The 20694-nt window shown below is 44.4% G+C and carries 15 protein-coding genes and 1 tRNA gene; 9 read left to right on the plus strand and 7 right to left on the minus strand.

Annotated elements, in window-relative coordinates:
• Positions 1-85: 85 nt before the first annotated feature.
• Positions 86-2788 (minus strand): bifunctional acetaldehyde-CoA/alcohol dehydrogenase, encoded by a 2703-nt coding sequence (gene adhE / locus VEJY3_RS11045; protein ID WP_014232554.1) that lies wholly within the window; start codon positions 2786-2788, stop codon positions 86-88.
• Between the two features lie 702 nt (positions 2789-3490).
• Here adhE and VEJY3_RS11050 point away from each other — a divergent pair.
• Both VEJY3_RS11050 and VEJY3_RS11055 read left to right on the plus strand, forming a co-directional pair.
• Positions 3491-4129, plus strand: coding sequence for a YchE family NAAT transporter (locus tag VEJY3_RS11050; RefSeq protein ID WP_014232555.1), 639 nt, complete (start codon positions 3491-3493; stop codon positions 4127-4129).
• A 35-nt stretch (positions 4130-4164) separates the two neighbouring features.
• The gene (locus tag VEJY3_RS11055) at positions 4165-5037 is read left to right on the plus strand and encodes an ion transporter (RefSeq protein ID WP_020334532.1); all 873 of its coding nucleotides are present in this window, start codon (positions 4165-4167) and stop codon (positions 5035-5037) included.
• 33 nt (positions 5038-5070) lie between these two features.
• On the opposite strand, the gene asd is transcribed toward VEJY3_RS11055, so the two are convergent.
• On the minus strand, positions 5071-6186 hold the full coding sequence (gene asd / locus VEJY3_RS11060; protein WP_014232557.1) for an aspartate-semialdehyde dehydrogenase: 1116 nt from the start codon (positions 6184-6186) through the stop codon (positions 5071-5073).
• A 431-nt stretch (positions 6187-6617) separates the two neighbouring features.
• Between asd and nhaC the strand changes: the two genes are divergently transcribed.
• Positions 6618-8051, plus strand: coding sequence for a Na+/H+ antiporter NhaC (gene nhaC, locus VEJY3_RS11065; RefSeq protein WP_014232558.1), 1434 nt, complete (start codon positions 6618-6620; stop codon positions 8049-8051).
• Between the two features lie 80 nt (positions 8052-8131).
• On the opposite strand, the gene VEJY3_RS11070 is transcribed toward nhaC, so the two are convergent.
• The 3 genes from VEJY3_RS11070 to yejK form a co-directional block, all read right to left on the minus strand.
• Positions 8132-9295, minus strand: a complete 1164-nt coding sequence (locus tag VEJY3_RS11070) for a hypothetical protein (RefSeq protein WP_014232559.1) — start codon at positions 9293-9295, stop codon at positions 8132-8134.
• Between the two features lie 108 nt (positions 9296-9403).
• Entirely contained in the window at positions 9404-10696 is a 1293-nt protein-coding gene (locus VEJY3_RS11075) for an Hpt domain-containing protein (RefSeq protein WP_014232560.1), read from the minus strand.
• 213 nt (positions 10697-10909) lie between these two features.
• Entirely contained in the window at positions 10910-11908 is a 999-nt protein-coding gene (gene yejK / locus VEJY3_RS11080; protein ID WP_014232561.1) for a nucleoid-associated protein YejK, read from the minus strand.
• Positions 11909-11993: 85 nt separating this feature from the next.
• Here yejK and VEJY3_RS11085 point away from each other — a divergent pair, with 85 nt between their 5' ends.
• The 3 genes from VEJY3_RS11085 (at position 11994) to VEJY3_RS11095 (ending at position 14298) form a co-directional block, all read left to right on the plus strand.
• Positions 11994-12221 (plus strand): YejL family protein, encoded by a 228-nt coding sequence (locus VEJY3_RS11085; protein ID WP_014232562.1) that lies wholly within the window; start codon positions 11994-11996, stop codon positions 12219-12221.
• Between the two features lie 22 nt (positions 12222-12243).
• On the plus strand, positions 12244-14052 hold the full coding sequence (locus tag VEJY3_RS11090) for a DUF3413 domain-containing protein (RefSeq protein ID WP_014232563.1): 1809 nt from the start codon (positions 12244-12246) through the stop codon (positions 14050-14052).
• Positions 14053-14207: 155 nt separating this feature from the next.
• Positions 14208-14298 (plus strand) — tRNA-Ser (locus VEJY3_RS11095).
• 323 nt (positions 14299-14621) lie between these two features.
• Here VEJY3_RS11095 and VEJY3_RS11100 read toward each other — a convergent pair.
• Complete coding sequence (locus VEJY3_RS11100) at positions 14622-15506, minus strand: Fe(3+) dicitrate ABC transporter substrate-binding protein (RefSeq protein WP_014232564.1); 885 nt, start codon at positions 15504-15506, stop codon at positions 14622-14624.
• Positions 15506-17632, minus strand: coding sequence for a TonB-dependent siderophore receptor (locus tag VEJY3_RS11105; protein WP_041170253.1), 2127 nt, complete (start codon positions 17630-17632; stop codon positions 15506-15508). Before VEJY3_RS11105 ends, VEJY3_RS11100 begins: the two co-directional genes overlap by 1 nt.
• A gap of 331 nt (positions 17633-17963) precedes the next feature.
• On the opposite strand from VEJY3_RS11105, the gene VEJY3_RS11110 reads away from it, so the two are divergent.
• From VEJY3_RS11110 to fecE, 3 genes are read left to right on the plus strand one after another with little or no spacing between them, the layout of a single operon-like run.
• Positions 17964-18965, plus strand: coding sequence for an iron ABC transporter permease (locus VEJY3_RS11110; RefSeq protein WP_049794637.1), 1002 nt, complete (start codon positions 17964-17966; stop codon positions 18963-18965).
• Positions 18962-19930, plus strand: coding sequence for an iron ABC transporter permease (locus VEJY3_RS11115; RefSeq protein ID WP_014232567.1), 969 nt, complete (start codon positions 18962-18964; stop codon positions 19928-19930). Before VEJY3_RS11110 ends, VEJY3_RS11115 begins: the two co-directional genes overlap by 4 nt.
• Entirely contained in the window at positions 19930-20694 is a 765-nt protein-coding gene (gene fecE, locus VEJY3_RS11120; RefSeq protein WP_014232568.1) for a Fe(3+) dicitrate ABC transporter ATP-binding protein FecE, read from the plus strand. The genes VEJY3_RS11115 and fecE overlap by 1 nt, the downstream gene beginning before the upstream one ends.

Consider the following 20694-nt stretch of genomic DNA (forward strand, 5'->3'; position numbering starts at 1 on the left):
AAGCCCCAGTCATTTGACTGGGGCTTTTAACTTTTCCCGATTAAGGTTTCGTGCTAGCGAAAACCTTGTTCAAAACAACGCTTACTTACGCGTCTGCTTTTTCTTTTTTAGCTTTAGGAGCAGGTTTCGCTGCTTCTTGGTCTGCTTTTTTCTTGATTACAGTAGTACCTTCGAAAGTTTCACCTTCAACGAAAGCTTTACCGTAGTAAGAAGCAGTCAGAACTTCTTTCAACTCGCTGATTAGTGGGTAGCGAGGGTTCGCACCAGTACATTGGTCATCGAACGCTTCAACCGCTAGCTCATCCAGTTTCGCGAAGAAGTCAGCTTCAGCAACACCAGCCGCTTGAATAGACATTGGGATGTCTAGGTTAGCTTTTAGCTCATCCATCCATGCCAGTAGACGTTCAATCTTCTGAGCAGTGCGGTCACCAGCCTGGCTTAGGCCTAGGTGGTCAGCAACTTCAGCGTAACGACGACGTGCTTGTGGACGGTCGTATTGAGAGAACGCAGTTTGCTTAGTTGGGTTATCGTTCGCGTTGTAACGTACAACGTTAGAGATAAGCAGTGCGTTAGCCAAACCGTGTGGTACGTGGAACTCAGCACCCAGTTTGTGCGCCATTGAGTGACAAACACCTAGGAATGCGTTCGCAAATGCCACACCAGCGATAGTAGCTGCGTTGTGTACTTTCTCACGAGCGATTGGGTCGTTTGCACCGTTCGCGTAGCTTGATGGTAGGTACTCTTTTAGCATCTTAAGTGCTTGTAGAGCCTGACCGTCAGAGTATTCGTTCGCTAGAACAGATACGTAAGCTTCTAGTGCGTGAGTTACTGCATCGTAACCACCGAATGCAGTTAGAGACTTAGGCATGTTCATAACAAGGTTCGCATCAACGATAGCCATGTTAGGGGTTAGCTCGTAGTCCGCTAGTGGGTATTTAGCACCAGTCTTGTCGTCAGTAACAACCGCGAATGGAGTAACTTCTGAACCCGTACCTGAAGTTGTAGTGATACATACAAGCTCAGCTTTTTGACCCATTTTAGGGAACTTGTAGATACGTTTACGGATGTCCATAAAGCGCATTGCAAGTTCTTCGAAGTGCGTTTCTGGGTGCTCGTACATTACCCACATGATTTTCGCAGCATCCATTGGTGAACCACCGCCTAGCGCTAGGATCACGTCTGGTTGGTAGCTCGCCATTTGAGCAGCACCTTTCTCTACTACAGATAGCGTTGGGTCAGCTTCAACGTCGAAGAACGTTTGAACTTCCATGCCTTGTGCTTTCAGTAGTTTCACTACGTCATCTGCGTAACCGTTGTTGAATAGGAAACGGTCAGTTACCAGGAATGCGCGTTTCTTACCTTCTAGGTCGCCAAGCGCGATTGGAAGGCTACCGCGACGGAAGTAGATTGACTTAGGTAGTTTATGCCACAACATGTTTTCAGCTCGCTTCGCAACAGTTTTCTTGTTGATTAGGTGTTTAGGACCTACGTTCTCAGAGATAGAGTTACCACCCCATGAACCACAACCTAGCGTTAGAGAAGGAGCAACGTTGAAGTTGTACAAGTCACCGATACCACCGTGAGTAGTCGGGATGTTGATTAGGATACGAGCCGTCTTCATCTTGTCACCGAAGTAACGGATACGGTCTGCGTTAACGTCTTGGTTAGTGTACAGACCAGAAGTGTGGCCGATACCGCCGATTTCAACCATTGTTACCGCTTGAGCAACCGCGTCTTCGAAGTTGTCAGCACGGAATAGACCTAGCGTTGGAGACAGTTTCTCGTGAGCGAATGCGTCGTCGTAAGAAACTTTACCCAGACCTTCACCAACAAGCACTTTAGTGTCCGCAGGCACTTTAACGCCTGCCATTTCAGCGATAGCCGCTGCTGGTTGGCCAACGATTTTCGCGTTTAGTGCGCCGTCGATAAGAAGAACTTTACGAACTTTCTCTGCTTCAGCTTTGCTTAGTACGTAAGCTTTGTGCGTTGCGAAACGCTCTTTCACTTCGTCGTATACTTCGTCAACCACGATTGCAGCCTGCTCAGAAGCACACACTACGCCGTTATCGAATGTTTTAGACATTAGGATAGAAGCCACTGCACGTTTGATGTCAGCCGTTTCATCGATAACAACTGGAACGTTACCTGCACCTACACCGATTGCTGGCTTACCAGAAGAGTAAGCGGCTTTCACCATACCTGGACCACCAGTTGCAAGGATAAGTGCGATGTCATCGTGTTTCATTAGAGCGTTTGAAAGCTCAACTGAAGGTTGGTCAATCCAACCGATGATGTCTTTTGGTGCGCCCGCTGCTACTGCTGCATCCAGAACAAGTTTCGCTGCATCGTTAGTAGAGTTTTTCGCACGTGGGTGTGGCGAGAAGATGATACCGTTACGAGTCTTCAGAGAGATTAGAGATTTGAAGATCGCAGTTGAAGTTGGGTTAGTGGTTGGTACGATACCGCAGATGATGCCTACAGGCTCAGCGATAGTCATCGTACCCAGGTTGTCATCCTCTTCCAGGATGCCACAAGTCTGTTCGTCTTTGTATTTGTTGTAGATAAACTCAGAAGCGAAGTGGTTCTTGATTACTTTATCTTCAACAATACCCATACCAGATTCTTCAACCGCTTGCTGCGCTAGAGGGATACGAGCTTGGTTAGCGGCAAGAGAAGCGGCACGGAAGATTTTGTCTACTTGCTCTTGAGAGTAAGTAGAGAACTCTTCTTGCGCTTTCTTAACGCGGGCAACCATTGCATCTAGTTCAGCCATATTAGTTACAGGCATAGGGATTCTCCTAAAATTAACAAATATTAAAAACTTTTTAGTAAGGCTATTGCTTATCTCTTTTTGCTGCTTATCAGCCACTTAACAAACAAACGACTTAGTAAATTGCTTTCATGGCTGAGTATAATGTTTCAAAGCATGAAAATAATTGACTTGGATCAGTTCTCATCCTCGAAATACCACCAAAGTGTAGTATAAGCGACAGGTATAATTATAACCAACTGATAATAAACAACTTTAGACCTTACAAACCATAGAACAAAAAAGCAGCAAACAGACAAAAAAATTAAATTAACTACACCAGACTGTAAAAAAGTTTCATTTTTAGACATAAAAATTACATGTACGCCTAATTTAATGTGCTACTAATAGTATATAGAATTACCTCACCCCTCTGCAATCACCCTTTGTTTTTAATCAAAAGTGCACCATTGTGAATGTTTGTGTAAAACACAACTGTTAAACAATAGCACTCCATGCAACATTTGATTTGCAGATTAGATACAGATTTTTAAAAAATTAGTTTTTCTCACAAATAGTATGGGAAATACGTTAGTTTTTTTCATTTCTACTGGGTGGTGTTTTCACTTACATTTAGCGTCCAACGTCATATCGTCTGAATAGAGTGTCTTTAACTTCAAACGATTTAGATAACCTACTCTCTCCATTTTTCACTTATGTGAATGTTTATGAGAATGCACTATGCAAACTTTTGAGCTCGCTATTTTCTTACAGTTTTTTTTAGGTCTGGTTGCTGCCGTTAACCCAGTTGGTATCATGCCAGTGTTCGTCTCTCTGACAGGCCACATGACACCTGAAGAAAAGAGTAAAACAGCCACAACCGCAAACATTGCCGTTGCAATAATCCTTTGTATCTCGCTACTCGCAGGTCAGCTCCTGCTGGACATGTTCAGCATTTCTCTGGATTCATTTCGAGTTGCTGGCGGATTGCTGCTGCTAAGCATCGCATTCTCAATGATGAGTGGTAAGTTGGGTGAGGATAAACAAAATAAACAAGAGAAATCTGAATACGTCAGTCGTGAACAGATCGGGGTTGTTCCTTTAGCAATGCCTCTAATGGCGGGACCGGGTGCAATCAGCTCGACTATTGTTTACGGAGCTCGCTACCCAAGTATGCTAGATACGGTAGGCATTAGTATTACTATTGGGGTGTTCTGTTTTTGCTCATGGTTGCTGTTCCGCTCCGCTCCATTGATCGTTCGCTTTTTAGGCCAAACAGGGATCAACGTAATCACCCGTATTATGGGCCTGATCCTTGGTGCACTCGGCATTGAGTTCATCGCTAACGGGCTACGTAACCTATTTCCCGGATTAGCCTGATATTCCATAAGCTTGTATGATAGAGCGATTCAACCATGGATCGCTTTGTCATGAAGACTCACTCTCTGAAAAATACACTCTACGTTACCATTTTTGGCACGCATACCAAGGCTGGTCGAACGTTTGATATCGTATTAATTATTGCGATATTAAGCTCACTGGCTGTGCTGGTCCTCGACTCTATTCCTGCGGTGCAAGCTGAATGGGCAAAGGAGCTAAAGTACCTGGAGTACACCTTTACCGGCCTGTTTACCATCGAGTACCTTCTTCGCCTATATTGCTCACCTAAACCCGCCGCTTATGCAAAAAGCTTCTACGGGATTGTTGATTTACTGGCGATTCTGCCAACCTACTTAGTGCTATTCTTCCCATCAGCGTCATTTATGGGCGTGATTAGAGCACTGCGTGTGTTGCGTATTTTCCGAATTTTAAAGTTAGTACGCTATCTTCAAGACTCTAATGTCCTTCTTCGGTCATTGCTCATGGCTCGCAGGAAAATCTTCATATTTTTCAGTGCAGTTGCCATTCTAGTAACCATATTTGGGTCACTGATATATATCGTTGAGGGGCCAGAGAATGGATTTACCAGTATCCCAAAAAGCATTTACTGGGCCATCGTGACCATTACCACGGTTGGGTACGGTGATTTGGTTCCCCAAACCAACCTAGGAAAAGCACTGGCTTCAATAACGATGTTGCTGGGTTATTCGATAATCGCCGTGCCAACAGGTATCTTTACCGCAGAGTTGCACCAGGAAATTCAATCACATAAAGAATTGGTCAAATGCCCAAACTGTTCGCAAGCAGGCCATGATCCAGATGCTATCTATTGCAAGCACTGTGGTAGTGAACTTGCCGATCCGGACAAACGTGTCGTTCGGGGAGAAAGCAAAAAAAAGAGCTCCTAATGAGGAGCTCTTTTCATCAAAAATAGAGAAACGTTATGCTTTCTCTTGAAGGATAATTCTTAGTGTACGACGTAGAGGCTCAGCTGCGCCCCATAGCAATTGGTCACCAACCGTAAACGCGTTCAGGAAGTCATCACCCATCGCCATTTTACGTAAACGACCAACTGGTACAGACATCGTGCCCGTTACTTTCGCTGGCGATAGCTCTTGCGCCGTGATGTCTCGCTCGTTTGGAATCACTTTTACCCAATCGTTGTGAGTCGCAATGATCTCTTCGATTTCATCCATTGGCACATTTTGCTTCAGTTTGATAGTCAATGCTTGTGAGTGACAGCGCATCGCACCGATACGTACACAAGTACCATCAATAGGAACTGGTGAGCTTTGAGAACCAAGAATCTTGTTTGCTTCTACGCCCGCTTTCCACTCTTCTTTGCTCTGACCATTATCACGTTTCACATCGATCCACGGGATAAGCGAACCAGCTAGTGGCACACCAAATTTGTCAGTTGGGAAAGAAGCGCTGCGCATCGTCTCTGCAACTTTCTTATCGATATCCAGGATAGAGCTTGCTGGGTTAGCAAGTTCTGAGCTCACTGAATCGTTGATAACGCCCATTTGAGAGATCAGCTCACGCATGTTTTGTGCACCTGCGCCAGAAGCCGCCTGGTACGTCATCGCGCTTGTCCACTCAACTAAGCCTTTCTCAAACAGACCACCAAGGCCCATTAGCATCAAACTTACTGTACAGTTACCACCAACAAACGTGTTAGTGCCACCGTGGATGCCTTGCTGGATTTGCTTCAGGTTTACAGGATCCAGTGTGATGATTGAATCTTCTGCCATACGCAGAGTAGAAGCAGCATCAATCCAGTAACCTTTCCAACCAGCTTGACGAAGTGCTGGGTACACTTTTTCAGTGTAACCACCACCTTGACACGTAATCACCGCATCAAGCTGTTTTAAACTTTCAATATCAAACGCGTCTTGTAGTAAGCCTGCGTCTTTTCCTAAGTTAGGAGCAGGAATACCAATTTGAGAAGTACTGTAGAATACTGGTTCGATTAGATCGAAGTCTTTTTCTTCAACCATGCGCTGCATCAGGACTGAACCTACCATACCGCGCCAACCAACTAAACCAACTCTCATCGCCTTAACTCTCCATGTATTAAAAACCTTCTCCCATAGTTCAATTTTCGCAGCAAAATCTCAAGCCCTAATTTGTAAATGAGCGCAATTTTTAACGTTTTCTACCGAAAAATTGCTTTAGAAGTAATTTTTGAGCATTTGAACTCCGTGGAATCGTCATTTATAAGTAGGAAAAGTTATTTTTTACCCACATTGGTCTTACCACTCTTTTGTCTGTAACATTTGAGGCACATAATTTTCACACTACAAAACATTTACCACCAATTTTATTAAACATATCTAGAAAATAACTTCACATGCAAACGTTTAACTCGCCCTAGATCAACATAAAACACCAAAGATTCGAAATATAATGCTGGTTACTGTATGTTATGCCGCTATTACAACAAGGAGCGTCTTCTTCTATTGCTCCACGATATACAGAGGCACGTATGAAGCAAGTTACAACACGCCTTCCTAACCTGATTCAGGTATTTATCTCGTTAGGTTTATTCCTTCTTTTGGCATTTTCGTTCACTGCTAAACTCGATCTTCCAATCCAACTGGCGCTGTACATTGGTTGGTTCATTATTATGCTATTGGGCATAAAGCTGGGTCATCAGTATAAAGACCTTGAAAAAGCAGCATTAAATGGTATTTCTAATGGCTTGGGTGCGGTTTTAATCCTCCTTGCCGTAGGTGCACTTGTTGGCACCTGGATCTCCGGTGGTATTGTTCCGACCATCATTTACTACGGGCTACAAGCTATTCATCCATCCATCTTTTTGCTCGCTACGATGATCATCTGTTCTTTAACAGCATTAGCAACGGGTACATCTTGGGGTGCAGCTGGTACTGCGGGTATTGCCATGATGGGAATTGGTCAGGGTCTTGGTGTTCCGGCTCCGATTACAGCGGGTGCGGTTCTCTCTGGATGTTACTTCGGAGATAAAATGTCGCCGTTGTCTGATTCTGTAATCCTTGCTTCTTCCATGTCTAACGTCGAAGTGATGGAGCATATCAAAGGTATGTTACCTATTGCTCTTATCAGCTACATCATCACTGGCATCATGTTCACCGCATTTGGCTTTCACTATGCCGGCCAAGTCGATATGAGCCAGGTAGACTCTGTGATCAAAGCGATGGAGCAACAGTTCTACATCACACCTTACTCATTTGTACCAGTGATAATCGTGCTTGGCCTACTGGCGATGCGCATGCCTTCTTTCCCAGTTATCAGCTTTGGCTCGTTACTGGGTATTATCTGGGCTGTCATGATTCAGGATGTGGATTTTCTGACGGCATTCAATACAGCGTGGGCGCCATTTGCGATTTCGTCTGGTGTTGATTTCATCGACTCTATCCTAAACCGAGGCGGTATGTCGTCTATGCTAGGCTCCGTTGCCGTGATCGTATTTGGTTTGGGCTTTGGTGGCTTGCTGGATAAAGTTGGCGTGTTAGAAACCATTGCGAAGCTATTTGAAAAACGTGTCCAGAGCTCTGGTTCATTGGCAACCAGCACCATTGGTACCGCATTTATGGGTAACGTATTTGGTTCAGCAATGTACGTGTCTCTCATCCTGACGCCAAAAATCTGTGCTAAAAACTACGACCGTCTTGGTTACAAACGCAAAAACTTATCTCGTAACGCAGAGTTCGGTGGCACCTTAACCTCTGGTATGGTTCCTTGGAGTGACAACGGCATCTACATGGCAAGTATCCTAGGTGTCGCGACCCTGTCTTACGCACCGTTCATGTGGCTTAGCTTTGTCTGTATCATTGTGACAATCATTAGCTCTTACATGGGGTGGTTCGTTGATAAGTGCGAGCCAGTGGCAGAGTCTACCGCACAAGAAGAAACGGAATTGCAACAGCAAACTGCTTAATACCGTTTACTGATATCAAAAACAAAAGAGCGCCAAGGCGCTCTTTTTATTTATGCTGAATTCAGGTAAATGCAGTCAAACTAGCTTTCTTTTATGTTTGCTTTGACGGATGCCCGCTTGCCCAGTACATAGCCAAGACCTAGCGGAGCGAAGAAGATCGCGATAATGAACAGAATGAAATAGATAATGGTGCTTCTGACGAGTTCAATCAATTTTGTCATTGCCAAATCGACAACCTGTTGAGAGACGCGATCGATATCTTGTGCAAATTTTTCTCTTTCATGAGTAATAATCAACGCAATTTCCTGACGCTCTCTCGCCACCATTTCTTCTAGCGCCTGACGCTCTTCACCTAACTGAGATAGACGAGCTTCGGTTTTCATATCGATATCGTCAACCAGAGGCTGAAGTTCAAGTGCCATTTGCTCAGCCAAATAGCGCATATATTCTGGGTTATTATCGATAAAGTCTCTCATCGAATCGGCTGTCACTTGCAGGCTATTTAGCGCCGCGTTGACTTTTTCAATGCTGGCTGAGCTGTTTAATGCCAGTAATTGTGCCTTCCATGTCATGATCTTTGGTGCTTGTTTAGACGCTAAACTTAACCGATCAGACACATCCCCTAGCGCTTCTGGCATTGTTCCTAACGTCATTACGGCTTCTTCCTCACTAATTTGAGAAAATTCCAACCATGCCCGGTAGGCTGGCGTTCTGATCATACTCAGGTCAGCAAAGGGATGTTGCTTGACGAAATTAGCCACAAACGGTTTTGTATTGTCATACACTTCTTTTTTTAATATGGATTGAGCGAGCTTGTCGACTTCATTCGCCAAATGCTCAGAGACGTTTTTGGCTTCATCCGTGGCAAACAGATTGCTGCCTGCTCCTGTAGCAAAAAACTCGTCGACTTGATGCGCGAATACCCACGTATCAATCAGGCCAGCCATAGGGGTGACCTGATAAGCCGAGGCCTGTAAGCCTTCTTCCGCGTTTATTTTCCATAATAGAATGTAAGATTGGTTAATTTGGTCGTTGGGGTCATACTTAGCTTCTAAAGAATCAGCAGCTTGCTCTACCTGAGCAAAATATTGCAACGCATATTCTCTCGTCAATATACGCATATTGAGCTCTTGCTTGGTAAGCGGTACGGTTTGGCTATCAATTTTCACTGATAAAAGTGAACATCCAGAGATTGTCATAGCCACCCACATAACCATCATTGAAAATATTCGATGAGCAGACATGGTATTACCTTTAATAAATTGGTGTAGAACAGGAATCAAGGCGAACTGAGAAACAGTTCAGTGCGCCCTTGAATACCTCAACCTCTGACGGTTTAAGTCAGAGTAATATCAATCTGTTAGCGTTTTTTGTATCTTTTCACTTTTGAGAACACGCTTTGCAAAAAGTATGGTTTGCTCCAATATATCCTTCAACTTATTGAGCTTACTTTCCGGTACGTTTTGTTTTTCTTTAATCAATAGCTCAATATCACCCGATATGGAACTTAAAGGCATCGCTCCCAGACTGCCTGAAACGCCTTTCAGACTATGTACGACTCTTTGAGCTTGTTCTTTATCGGCGTCCAACAATTGACATAACTTCGCGCCGTCGTTGGAATGGTCCTGAATAAACACTTCTAACAACATATGAACGGCTTCTTCGTCGCCAGACAAAGATTCAAGCATCTTGTTAATGTCAATATAGGGAACATCAACCAGCGCAGGCGTTTTTTCTGAAGATGAATGGGTAACTGTTACTTGTTGTTCATTTTTCTTCGATGATCCTTCATCGATGCTAATGTCAGGCTTGTCTGTCTGAAGAAGATCCGCACTGGTATCCGTTACCTTTATTCCGTTCAGGTTATTAGGCTCTTTTTTGCCGAAGGCAGCCCAGGTGACGACCCATAAAAATAGTCCGCTTACTCCGCCAAACAACACGATTAGCTGCGTGAGTGCTCGCTCTAAGGTCATATTCGTCGTTGCTAACTGATTCGCTAAGTCAGGTTTGAGTAGCTGCTTAGCTAAATAACGTCCTTGCGCGTTCGCGGCGAGTACATTTGAGGTTTGCGCGAGTCGGCGTTGAAACGCCGAGCGCTCTTCGACAATTAATGAATCCGATTCAATGAATAGGGAGTCAAGCTCACGGTAAGTGTCTGCACTTGTGGTTGAATCACTGAAAATTGACTCTAATACCAGCGCCCCCAAGCGATAATACATTGAGTGAACTTTTTCTGAGTTATTGCCTCTGGCTCGACTGCTTCGCAACTGCTCTGCGAGTGAAACCAATTCATGATCACTGCCAATAAAAGCATGCGCATTTTCAAGAAAACGATCCGTAGCATAGAATAACTGGGTTAAGTCCGGGGGAAATATACCGCCCGAAGATTCATGCTCTAATTGAAGGCGGACGGCATAAACAAGCTGAAGTTTTAGAGCAGTTGGGTCTACGTGCTGCACGCGATTGGTCAGTTCGAAATTAAAAAAATTACGAACTTCCTCTATTTTACTTCCCAACTCATTAACGGTTGAAAGCATTTGAATGGTTTGCTTCGATTGCTGCCAAAAGCCAACCGCTAATACACACCATAAAATGAATAGAAGCCAAACATAACGTCTTAAACTTGCCTTTAATTGCTGCAACACCTAACCCTCGCATATTTCCATTAATAACAAGGATATATCATTATCTTTCAAGATACAGGATTCTTAGCGTTGACACGGGCGTAAGCTCAAGAAAAAACGCTACGCAATGGCAAGGTTTCATTCATTGTGGGCAAATACCATTCGCGATATTTGACGCACATAAAAAAAGAGAGCCTAAGGCTCTCTGATTTGAATTGTCACTCGTCGTTTCGATTAACTGCGACTCAACTGATCTTTTAAGTTCGGTGGCGTTCCTTTGATCGTTAATGTATCGGTCTCTGGATCATAAAAAATACGCTCACCAAGAAGTAAGCTGTCAAAGCTGATGTTTAAACCACCGCCCGCTCCAACATACTTAGTTAACTTACGAACCGTTGCACGATCACCAGGGAATGACTCTTCAAGTTCGTAACCTTGCTCTTTAGTGAAGTCCATAAAGCTGGTGCCATCCTGACTAGGTGGTAATTCACCCGAAAGCTCAGAGACTTGCACTTCTTCGCCGGATTTAATCTGCTCGTTACAGTAATCGTAAACTTGTTTTTTGTACTCGTTTACTTCCTGCTTTTCTAACTTTGAATCAGCACAAAAATCATCAACGGCTTGCATCAATACCAAGTTTTGTTGCTTCGTATCTAACCCAATATCTGCCTGAAGGAAGTCGAGGAAAAAGTCTGCTACTTTACGCCCAACCCGACCTTTAATGTACGACAGATAACGGTTGGACTCTTTGTCAGTGTCGTAGCTCGACAAATCAATTCGTGCCGCGATATCCATTTTCGTAATGTCTAAGTAGTCGGTCGCACTAATGTCCAGACCTTCAGTTACTTTCAGACTTTGATTCATTGGCAAAATACCAATAAACAAATAATCCGTCGCAAGGCTCTGATACTCAGCGAAAACCAAAATGCCTTCGTCTGCAAACGGGTACTTAATCAACTCTTCTTTCAGTCGATTTGCACTAATTTGTGAGAAATCATAAAAATCTCGCTCACCTTTGCGCATTTCTTGAAGCCAAAACTGAAATTCGCTGTCTGACTGGAAAGAACCAAAACCTTTACCAGCTTTAGAATGGAACACTCGATGAAGTTCCGCGACAAGGTTTTCAGTCGACGAATCATTTTCTAGTGATGCGGGACGAAGTTTAACAACCAGTTCGTCCTGATCGTTTTTGCATAATTGATGCAGAATAACGTTTGAAAGATGAAGGCTCATAGTGATTTTATCTTGCTACAAGGTTTTAGTTGATGGGCATTGTAGGTTATCATAAGCCGCTTTTACTATCATTATTAGAGTCTTTATGCCGATTACATCTAAATATACTGACGAACAAGTAGAGAACATTCTTGCGGAAGTCGCGTTAGTTCTTGAAAAACATGCAGCTTCACCTGAGTTAACACTAATGATTGCCGGAAATATCGCAACCAATGTCTTAAATCAACGAGTTGCCGCTTCACAACGTAAAGCGATTGCTGAAAAATTTGCTCAGGCACTGATGTCTTCATTAGAAACACCAAAAACACATTAATAACGGATAATTAGACACATACATGGTAGACAGCGGAAACTCATACGGCGAACGTGTATCTCGACTGGTAGGTTGGGGACATTGGTTTGCATTCTTCAACATTGTTGCTTCAATGTTGATAGGCACACGCTATATTACTCAATCGCCTTGGCCTGAGACCTTGCTCGGTCAGTTTTACCTGGCAATCTCTTGGGTTGGCCATTTTGGCTTCCTTGTTTTCGCTCTTTACTTGCTGGTTCTATTCCCGTTGACGTTTGTCCTGCCATCTCGGAAGCTATTCCGCTTGGTGGCAGTGATATTTGCTACGGTCGGTCAGACTATTTTATTGATCGATACCCAAGCCTATCAGTCGATCAACTTACACCTGACCCCCGTGGTTTGGGAGCTTTTATTTAGTGATGATAAAAGCGTTTTAAGCTCAGATCTGCAACACCTGTTTGTTGTGATGCCATTCATCTTCCTGATCCAGCTCGCGCTTTCAGAGTGGGTGTGGCGAAAACAACGTAAACTTTCTCATAAACACGTTGGCCGCCCGCTGGCTATACTGTTCTTCTTGAGTTTTATGACCAGTCATTTGGTGTACATCTGGGCGGATGCTTATTTCTATAACCCAATTACCAGTCAACGCGCTAACTTCCCGCTTTCATACCCAATGACAGCGAAAAGCTTTATGGAAAAACACGGCTTATTGGATCGTGAAGAGTACCTAAAACGCTTAGCTGAAAACCAAGGTAATGTAGAACTGGTTAACTACCCGCTTGAAAAATTAGAGTTCAATCGCCGCGTAAACAAACTTAACGTTTTGATGATCAGCGTGAATAATTTGAGAGCGGATGCATTAAATGAACAAGAGATGCCAAACCTTTATGGGTTTGCGCAGGAAAATCAGAATTTCCGCAACCACTATAGTTCAAGCAATGACACCTATGGTGCATTCGGTTTGTTCTATGGTCTGCCAACCAGTTACGCTTCAAGCATTCAGGCACAAGGCTCTTCACCTGTCATGCTTGATGTCCTGAAAGAACAGGGTTACAGCTTTGGTTTATTCAGTGGCAATGGCTTTGAAGATGATCTTTATTCAGAGATCATTTTCAGAAACTTGAACTTGGCTGAGAAACTAGACGGACAACAAACGCACACTGACAAACAGTCCATCTCCGATTGGAACACATGGCTGGTAGAGAATGCACAACAGCCTTGGTTTAGCTACATCGAAGTTACCGCAGTTGATAACTTTGAATCGATTCCTTCAAATACAGATGAAGAAATGCCAGCCAGCGAACGATTCAAAAAAGCGTACGAGTTTGCGGTTAAATCAGCGGATAATACCGTTGCCAGCATTATTAACGAATTAAAAGAAACGCACTTACTCACAAACACCGTGGTTATCATCACTTCAAATCACGGCAGTGAGTTCAACGAAACCAACACCAATAGTTGGGGTGCGAACAGCAACTACAGCCGATATCAACTGCAGGTACCAATGGTGATTCATTGGCCAGGCAGACTTGCAGGTGATTTTACTCATAGCACCAGCCACTTGGACCTTTCGGTCACGTTGCTTCAAGACATGCTTGGGGTTTCATCGAACCCTTATGATTACAGTAGTGGCCGCAACTTATTCGATGAAAGTCGCCGACGCTGGATATTGGCCGGAGACTCAAGAGAATTAGCGTTAATCACCAATACGCAAACCACGGTTATCGATAAGTTTGGTAACTACAAGCTGTACGACAAAGACTACAAGCGTCTGCGTGATGACAGCCCTAAAATGCCGGTGCTAATGCAGGGTTTAACGGAGTTACAGCGCTTTTATACCAAGAGCAATTAATACTGTTTTTACGCGTTTCATTCAAAATAGCCCTCTAATGAGGGCTTTTTGTTTACTAAAACAACAAACAACACAAAATTGAGCAGTAAACAGGCAAACAGTTAGATTTAGGGTTTACAAGCTTTTCAAAGCCTTATATTATTCGCGTCAACAACGGAGAGATGGCTGAGTGGTTGAAAGCACCGGTCTTGAAAACCGGCATACGTTAATAGCGTATCTAGGGTTCAAATCCCTATCTCTCCGCCACATTTAGTAAAAAGGCCGCTAAGAAATTAGCGGCCTTTTTCGTTTCCAAAGTTTTAAAGGGATTTGTACAAAATCCCTAGTTGGATGCAACCCCAGCACTCCGCCACATTTAGAAAGCCTGCAAAGAAATTTGCAGGCTTTCGTCGTTTTAGCCTATGTGAAAATTTTACGGGATTTCTAAATCCCTAGTTGAGCGCAACCCCGGCACTCAGCCACATTTAGTAAAAAGGCCGCTAAGAAATTAGCGGCCTTTTTCGTTTCCACAGTTTGAAAGGGATTTGTACTAAATCCCTAGTTGGATGTAACCCCAGCCCCACTCGCAGCTAAGTCGAAGTCTTTTCGATTATTGTATCCAGCTCTTTAGCAATTGACTCTGCGGCGAGTATGCCTCTGTTAAGTGACCAAAGCTCAGGTGACACCTGTATCTCTTGCCCAGTTTTATTGATTTTTAACAGTTTAAAAAGCGGGCTTTTCTGCCAGTTATCCAACACAGTATTTCCTGCCCTTTTACTGTAGAAAAGCCAATCTGGATTTACTTTCAGCAGAACTTCTAGGTTTGCTTCCATCAAATGACTCTGTTTGAGATCGGGTAGCGCGGGCTGAAGGCCGAGGTAACTTAATAAACTTCCCGTATAAGACAAAGGGCCATGCATCCACATGCCCCTTTCATTAACGTTGGCAAACTGTACCGTTCCGTTAGCTTTAAACTTGCCTTTGTAAGACGCCATAAGCTCACGATGCTTGGCCAAACGCGCTTTCATTTCCTGCTCTTTACCGACGGCTTTACCAATCGCTAAGGCAGACTCAAGTCCTTCTTGATAGGTTTCTCCTCTGCTTTTGAGCAAAATTGTCGGAGCGATTTGAGACAAATCATGCAGACTAATTTTATGACGATAGCTGTCAGCAATAATTAAATCTGGCTTAAGCTGAGCGATGACTTCCAAGTTTGGCTGGGAACGCATACCGACTGAAGTCCAAGGCTCAATGAGATCCCTCACCTGTGGAATTATTCTGGTCGGGTCTTTGTCGTCAGCCACGCCAACAGGTGAAATGCCAATGACAGCCAACGCATCAACAAAAGAGTACTCCAACACGACTATTCTTTTAGGTGCAGAATCTGTTGGTACATTAGTTTCTGGCCTAGCGGCGGCTTGTACCGTGCAAACGCACAGTACAAGCAAAACAGTTAGTAAGCGCATGAATGCCATTAGAACTTACCTGACACACTCAAGGTAACGTTACGCGGGTCACCCAGGTACAATCTATGGCTGTCCGTTCCGCCTACGTAATACTCTTCATCAAGCAGGTTAGCCACATTCAACGATAGACGGTAGTCTTTTACTTCATAGTGAACACCAACATCAACGGTCATGTAAGCAGGAAGCTCAACTCGATCAGACGGGTCCTCACTGGTGTAACGCGCACCTTCATAGTTGGCCCCAAGGGTCGTACCCACTACACCACCAGCAATTTGGTAAGGGAAGTTATATTTCGTCCAGAAGTAAGCATCATGGTAAGCCGTCATAGGGGTTCTGCTACCTTGAATACTCGCGTCTGGATTCTCTGAGATTTCAGAGTCTACATACGCATACCCCAGCTTACCCTGCCAGTTCTCTAGCGGCTTCATCAGTAGCTCGGTTTCCACGCCTTTACTGCGCACTTCACCAAGCAATTCGTAATCACCACTGCTGTTTTTCTCTACAACATTGGATTTTTCGATATCAAAATAAGCGATGGTTAAATTACTGTTGTTGCTCAACAAATCGGTTTTCACCCCGACTTCATATTGACGCCCTTCCTCTGGGTCGAAAGCATCATCGTTGGCATTTTTCTTCTCGACGCTGTTTGGATTGAAGCTTTCGCCATAACTGGTGTAAAGAGAAGTCCCATCGATAATTTTATAAACGATACCTGCCTGAGAAACGAAGGCATCGGTAGACTGAGTGTCATCCGTCGACTTGCTGACATAGTCGAAATCGACATCTTGACGCATGTAACGTAGTCCGCCCATCACGGTCCATTTCTCAGTCAGGTACACCGTATCTTGCAGGTATAAACCATAGTTTGTGTAATCAGTAATACGGTGATCCACTTTATACGCGCTTTGATCTCGTCCGGTCACGTCTTGTGGGTTGGTAAAATCTACCGTTGTCGTCGCGTAAGTTTCACGCAGGAAATCTCGCTTTTCCAGGCCGATATTTCCGCCAAAAAGGAGTTGATGTTCAACGTCACCCGTCCAAAGGCTACCGGTAGTACGGACATCGACGAAGTGATATTCACGCTTATTCACTTGATCTCGGTCGCGTACTTTAACCAAGCTGGTCGAGTCAACCACATCTCTGGTTTCATGAAGATCACGTGTGTCCTCATGCCACACACTACGCCAATCGACAGTGAGATCGAATCCGTTGATCAGCATGGTGTTGTAACTGGCAAACGCAACTAACCCTTCGTCTTCGTCGGTATCATCAGACGACTGGTAGTGCGTATCAATGGATGCAACCTGGTCGATATCGTTGTTTAATGCCACCAGCCCGTCGTCCGCAACACGATGTTCTGACTGCAGTTCCAGACCAAAGGTGAGTTCAGTTAATTCCGATGGACGATAAGTCAGTGTCGGGAATAAGTAGTAATTCTGCTGGTCAACATCGTCACGGTATGAGTCTGCGTTTTCGCCACTGATAATCAGGCGATACATCCAGGTTTTGCTTGCATTTAGCGGCCCGGTGGCATCAATTGTCCCGGTAAACCCGTTATCGTCGCCGAAATCGCTCACGCTGGTCGCGTATGTTGTCGCCGACACATCATAGCTAAACGAGGCGGTATCTTGCGGCTTCTTAGTAATAATATTGACCATACCACCGGGCTGGATTTGACCATACATAATAGAAGCAGGACCTTTGAGAACTTCTACTCTTTCTACGTTTGCTGTTGTCGGCGATCCAAATCGAGAGGCAAGACCCGGTAGGCCGTTAACTTGAATGGTATTAAGATCGGCTGGCATACCACGCAACGTAAAACCGTCGGCATCGACATTAGAGCGGGTTAAACCCGTGGTGTATCCATAGGCATCATCCAATGTCGTCGCTCGGATATCCTGCAAGAACTGCTGGTTGATGACGTTAACCGTTTGTGGCGTGTCTAACGGGTCAATATCCGTTTTGGTTGCGGTCGTTACTCTAGGGTTCAAGTACGAGTTTTGCTGGCCAAAAACCACCATACTCTCATCCACACTTGCTACCTCTGCGGTAGTATTTTCTCCGGCGAAAACAACGGAGCTAAGCCCCATTGTAATTAATAAACTCTGGGTGATTGTGTTTACAGCAAATCTCATAAAACGGCTCAATTAAATTAACTTTATTGCATATAAATTCATTATTATTTTGTTTCATTTGTACATAATTAGATACAAAATGAAGTTGGATATAATAATTATTATCATTATCAATTCAAGTTAAACTTAACTTAATGAGTCTGTTTGTGTTTGAGAGCCGCCATCTACCGCTTGAAATTATTACCACAATCCACAATGCATAATAAAAACAAGCGATCAGCAAATGAATAAGTGCAATTGATTACAATTATCATAAAGGTTACACTCGATGAACTTTTATTCCTTGTGGCTTGTAACCATTTTTAGCCTGAGCGTTCATACGTAGTAATCGATGCGAATTTTTTCCTCCACTCTTTATCTCTGGATACCATTGATTTTATTATCACTTGTAGGATCTTGTTATTCTCTTACCGCCTGGTCTAGTTTTCCGCTATCGGTCTCTCACATATACCAGTATCTGTTTGAATTTGATCCTATGAGTATGGAGCAACAAATCATTGCTTCGATTCGTATGCCCAGAGTGCTGGCTGGTCTTTTGATTGGCGCAAACCTAGCCGTCGCAGGATTAATGATGCAGGGGTTGACCAGAAACCCTCTCGCTTCCCCTTCCATTTTAGGGGTCAATGCAGGCGCAGCCTGTTTAATGGCGCTGGCAAGTATCGGTGTCCCCTTTTTAGAAACTATGCCGGGTGTATTAATAGCCTCAATTGGTAGCGTTCTCAGCGGCGCAGTTGTATTAACACTGGGTGGCTTCTTTTCTGCAAAGTCCCACCCTCTCAAGCTTGTGCTAGCAGGGATTGCCATCAATGCACTTCTTGTCGGTGTGACCAGAGCGGCGGTGATACTGGCCGATGATAAAGCGTATTCCATCATCAGTTGGCTGGCTGGGTCTCTTTCTTCTGTCGAATGGCAACAATGGAATACATTATGGCCAACCAGCGTATTAGGATTGATTGTGTCTCTTTTTGTCGCGAGACAGCTGAATCTCCTTGCGCTGGGTTCAGACGTTGCCACCAGCCTGGGAATAAATATTAGACTTACCAGAGCACTGACTTATATCGCCGTCGTTTTACTTACCGCCTCCAGCGTCGCAATCGCGGGGCCAATCGGCTTCGTTGGTATGCTCGTCCCTCATATTGCAAAAAGGTTTGTCGGTAACGACTTTATAACCCTCATTCCAGCGAGTGCATTACTTGGTGCTGCATTGATTGTTTGGGCTGATGCTTTGTCGCGAGCAATTGCTTTTCCTGCCGAAACTCCGGTTGGCGTAATTACAGCCCTTATCGGAACGCCTTGCTTTGTGTTTTTAGCCATGAGAAGTCAATCTTCATGAACAACATAAAACTCACTCTGCTCTCTTCTTCACTCCTGATTATCGCAATTCTAAGCCTGATTGTGGGAGCGTCTGATATTTCTATAAGTCAGATCTCAACGACCCTACTCAGCGGTGGAGAGTTTGACTTCACTATCAATCAATATCGTTTACCACGTATCATTCTCGCTATTGGCGTTGGAGCTGGTCTGGGTTTATCTGGCATGTTGGTACAAGGCGTGATCCGAAATCCGCTCGCATCGCCAGATTTAATGGGGATAAGTGCCGGCGCAGGGTTAGCAGCAACGACCTTGTTAGTGATGTTTCCGCAAGCCCCGACACACTACTTACCTCTGGCCGCTCTTGTCGGTGGCTTTGCTGCCGCCGGAATGATTCTGCTCGTCAGCTACAAAATACAGCCAACTGCGGCAAGACTGGCGTTAATCGGTATCGCGATCAGCGCGTTTCTATCCAGCTTTATTGATTTTTTGATGGTGGTACACCCGATAGAGATCAACACAGCCATGGTTTGGTTGACGGGTAGCTTGTGGGGAAGAAACTGGGAGCAAGTCCCTTTTATATGGATAACGCTCGCTATCATGGTTCCGTTTTCCTGCTGGTTAGCCTGGCGATTGGATGTAATGGGGCTGGGAGAAGATAGCGCGACCTCACTTGGTATTAAACCGCAGCGCATCAAATTACTCTCACTGATTAGTGCCGTTATTCTTGCCAGCGTCAGCGTGTCGGTATGTGGCACGATTAGCTTTGTTGGATTGCTGGCACCGCATTTAGCAAGAATGCTATTTGGTCATAATCATAAATTGCTTGTGCCAAGCGCTGCCTTACTTGGCGCACTAATGGTATTGGTATCCGACACGTTAGCAAGGGGAATACACCCTCCTTTGGAACTTCCAGCTGGCGTATTAACGTCTTTAATTGGCGCACCATACTTTATTTTCTTACTGCAACGCTACAAGGGGTGGTGATGATAGCTGCAAATAATTTAAACGTTTCTTATGGTGACAAAATCATTATTGAAGCGCTCAATCTCACACTGCCTAAAGGCAAAATCACCGCTCTTATCGGTCCCAATGGATGTGGCAAATCGACCTTATTAAAAACACTGGCTCGAATTAATATGCCAACCAAAGGTGAGGTTTTACTTAATGGAAAGGCATTGAAATCATACCGTGACAAACACCTGGCACAAGAAATGTCTTTATTGCCTCAGGTGTTAGAAACGCCAGAGGGAATCACAGTAAAACGTCTGGTAGAATATGGTCGCTCACCTTACCTTTCTCACTGGGGTAAATTAGGTGAGCATGACAACAACATGGTCGCGAGTGCAATGCGAGAAACAGGCGTAGATGACTTGGCGGAACAAACGGTTGAATCGTTATCCGGAGGACAAAGACAAAGAGCCTGGATAGCCATGATTCTGGCACAAGACACCAATATTGTGATGCTTGATGAGCCCACTACCTACCTCGATCTTTCGCACCAGATTGAGTTGATGAAGATCATGCGTGAAATGAACAACAAAGGAAAAACGGTGATCGTTGTATTACACGACTTGAATCAGGCATGTCGCTACTGTGATCACTTAGTTGTCCTCAAAAAAGGTCAGCTCGTAGCCCAAGGCACACCGCAGGATGTTTTTACTCAAACCCTGCTTAAGGACGTATTTTCACTTGATGCACGAGTCATTCAGGACCCTGTCGCTAATACCCCGATGTGCATTGCCCACTAA

Origin of the sequence: Vibrio sp. EJY3, assembly GCF_000241385.1 — a bacterium.
Lineage (GTDB): Bacteria > Pseudomonadota > Gammaproteobacteria > Enterobacterales > Vibrionaceae > Vibrio > Vibrio natriegens.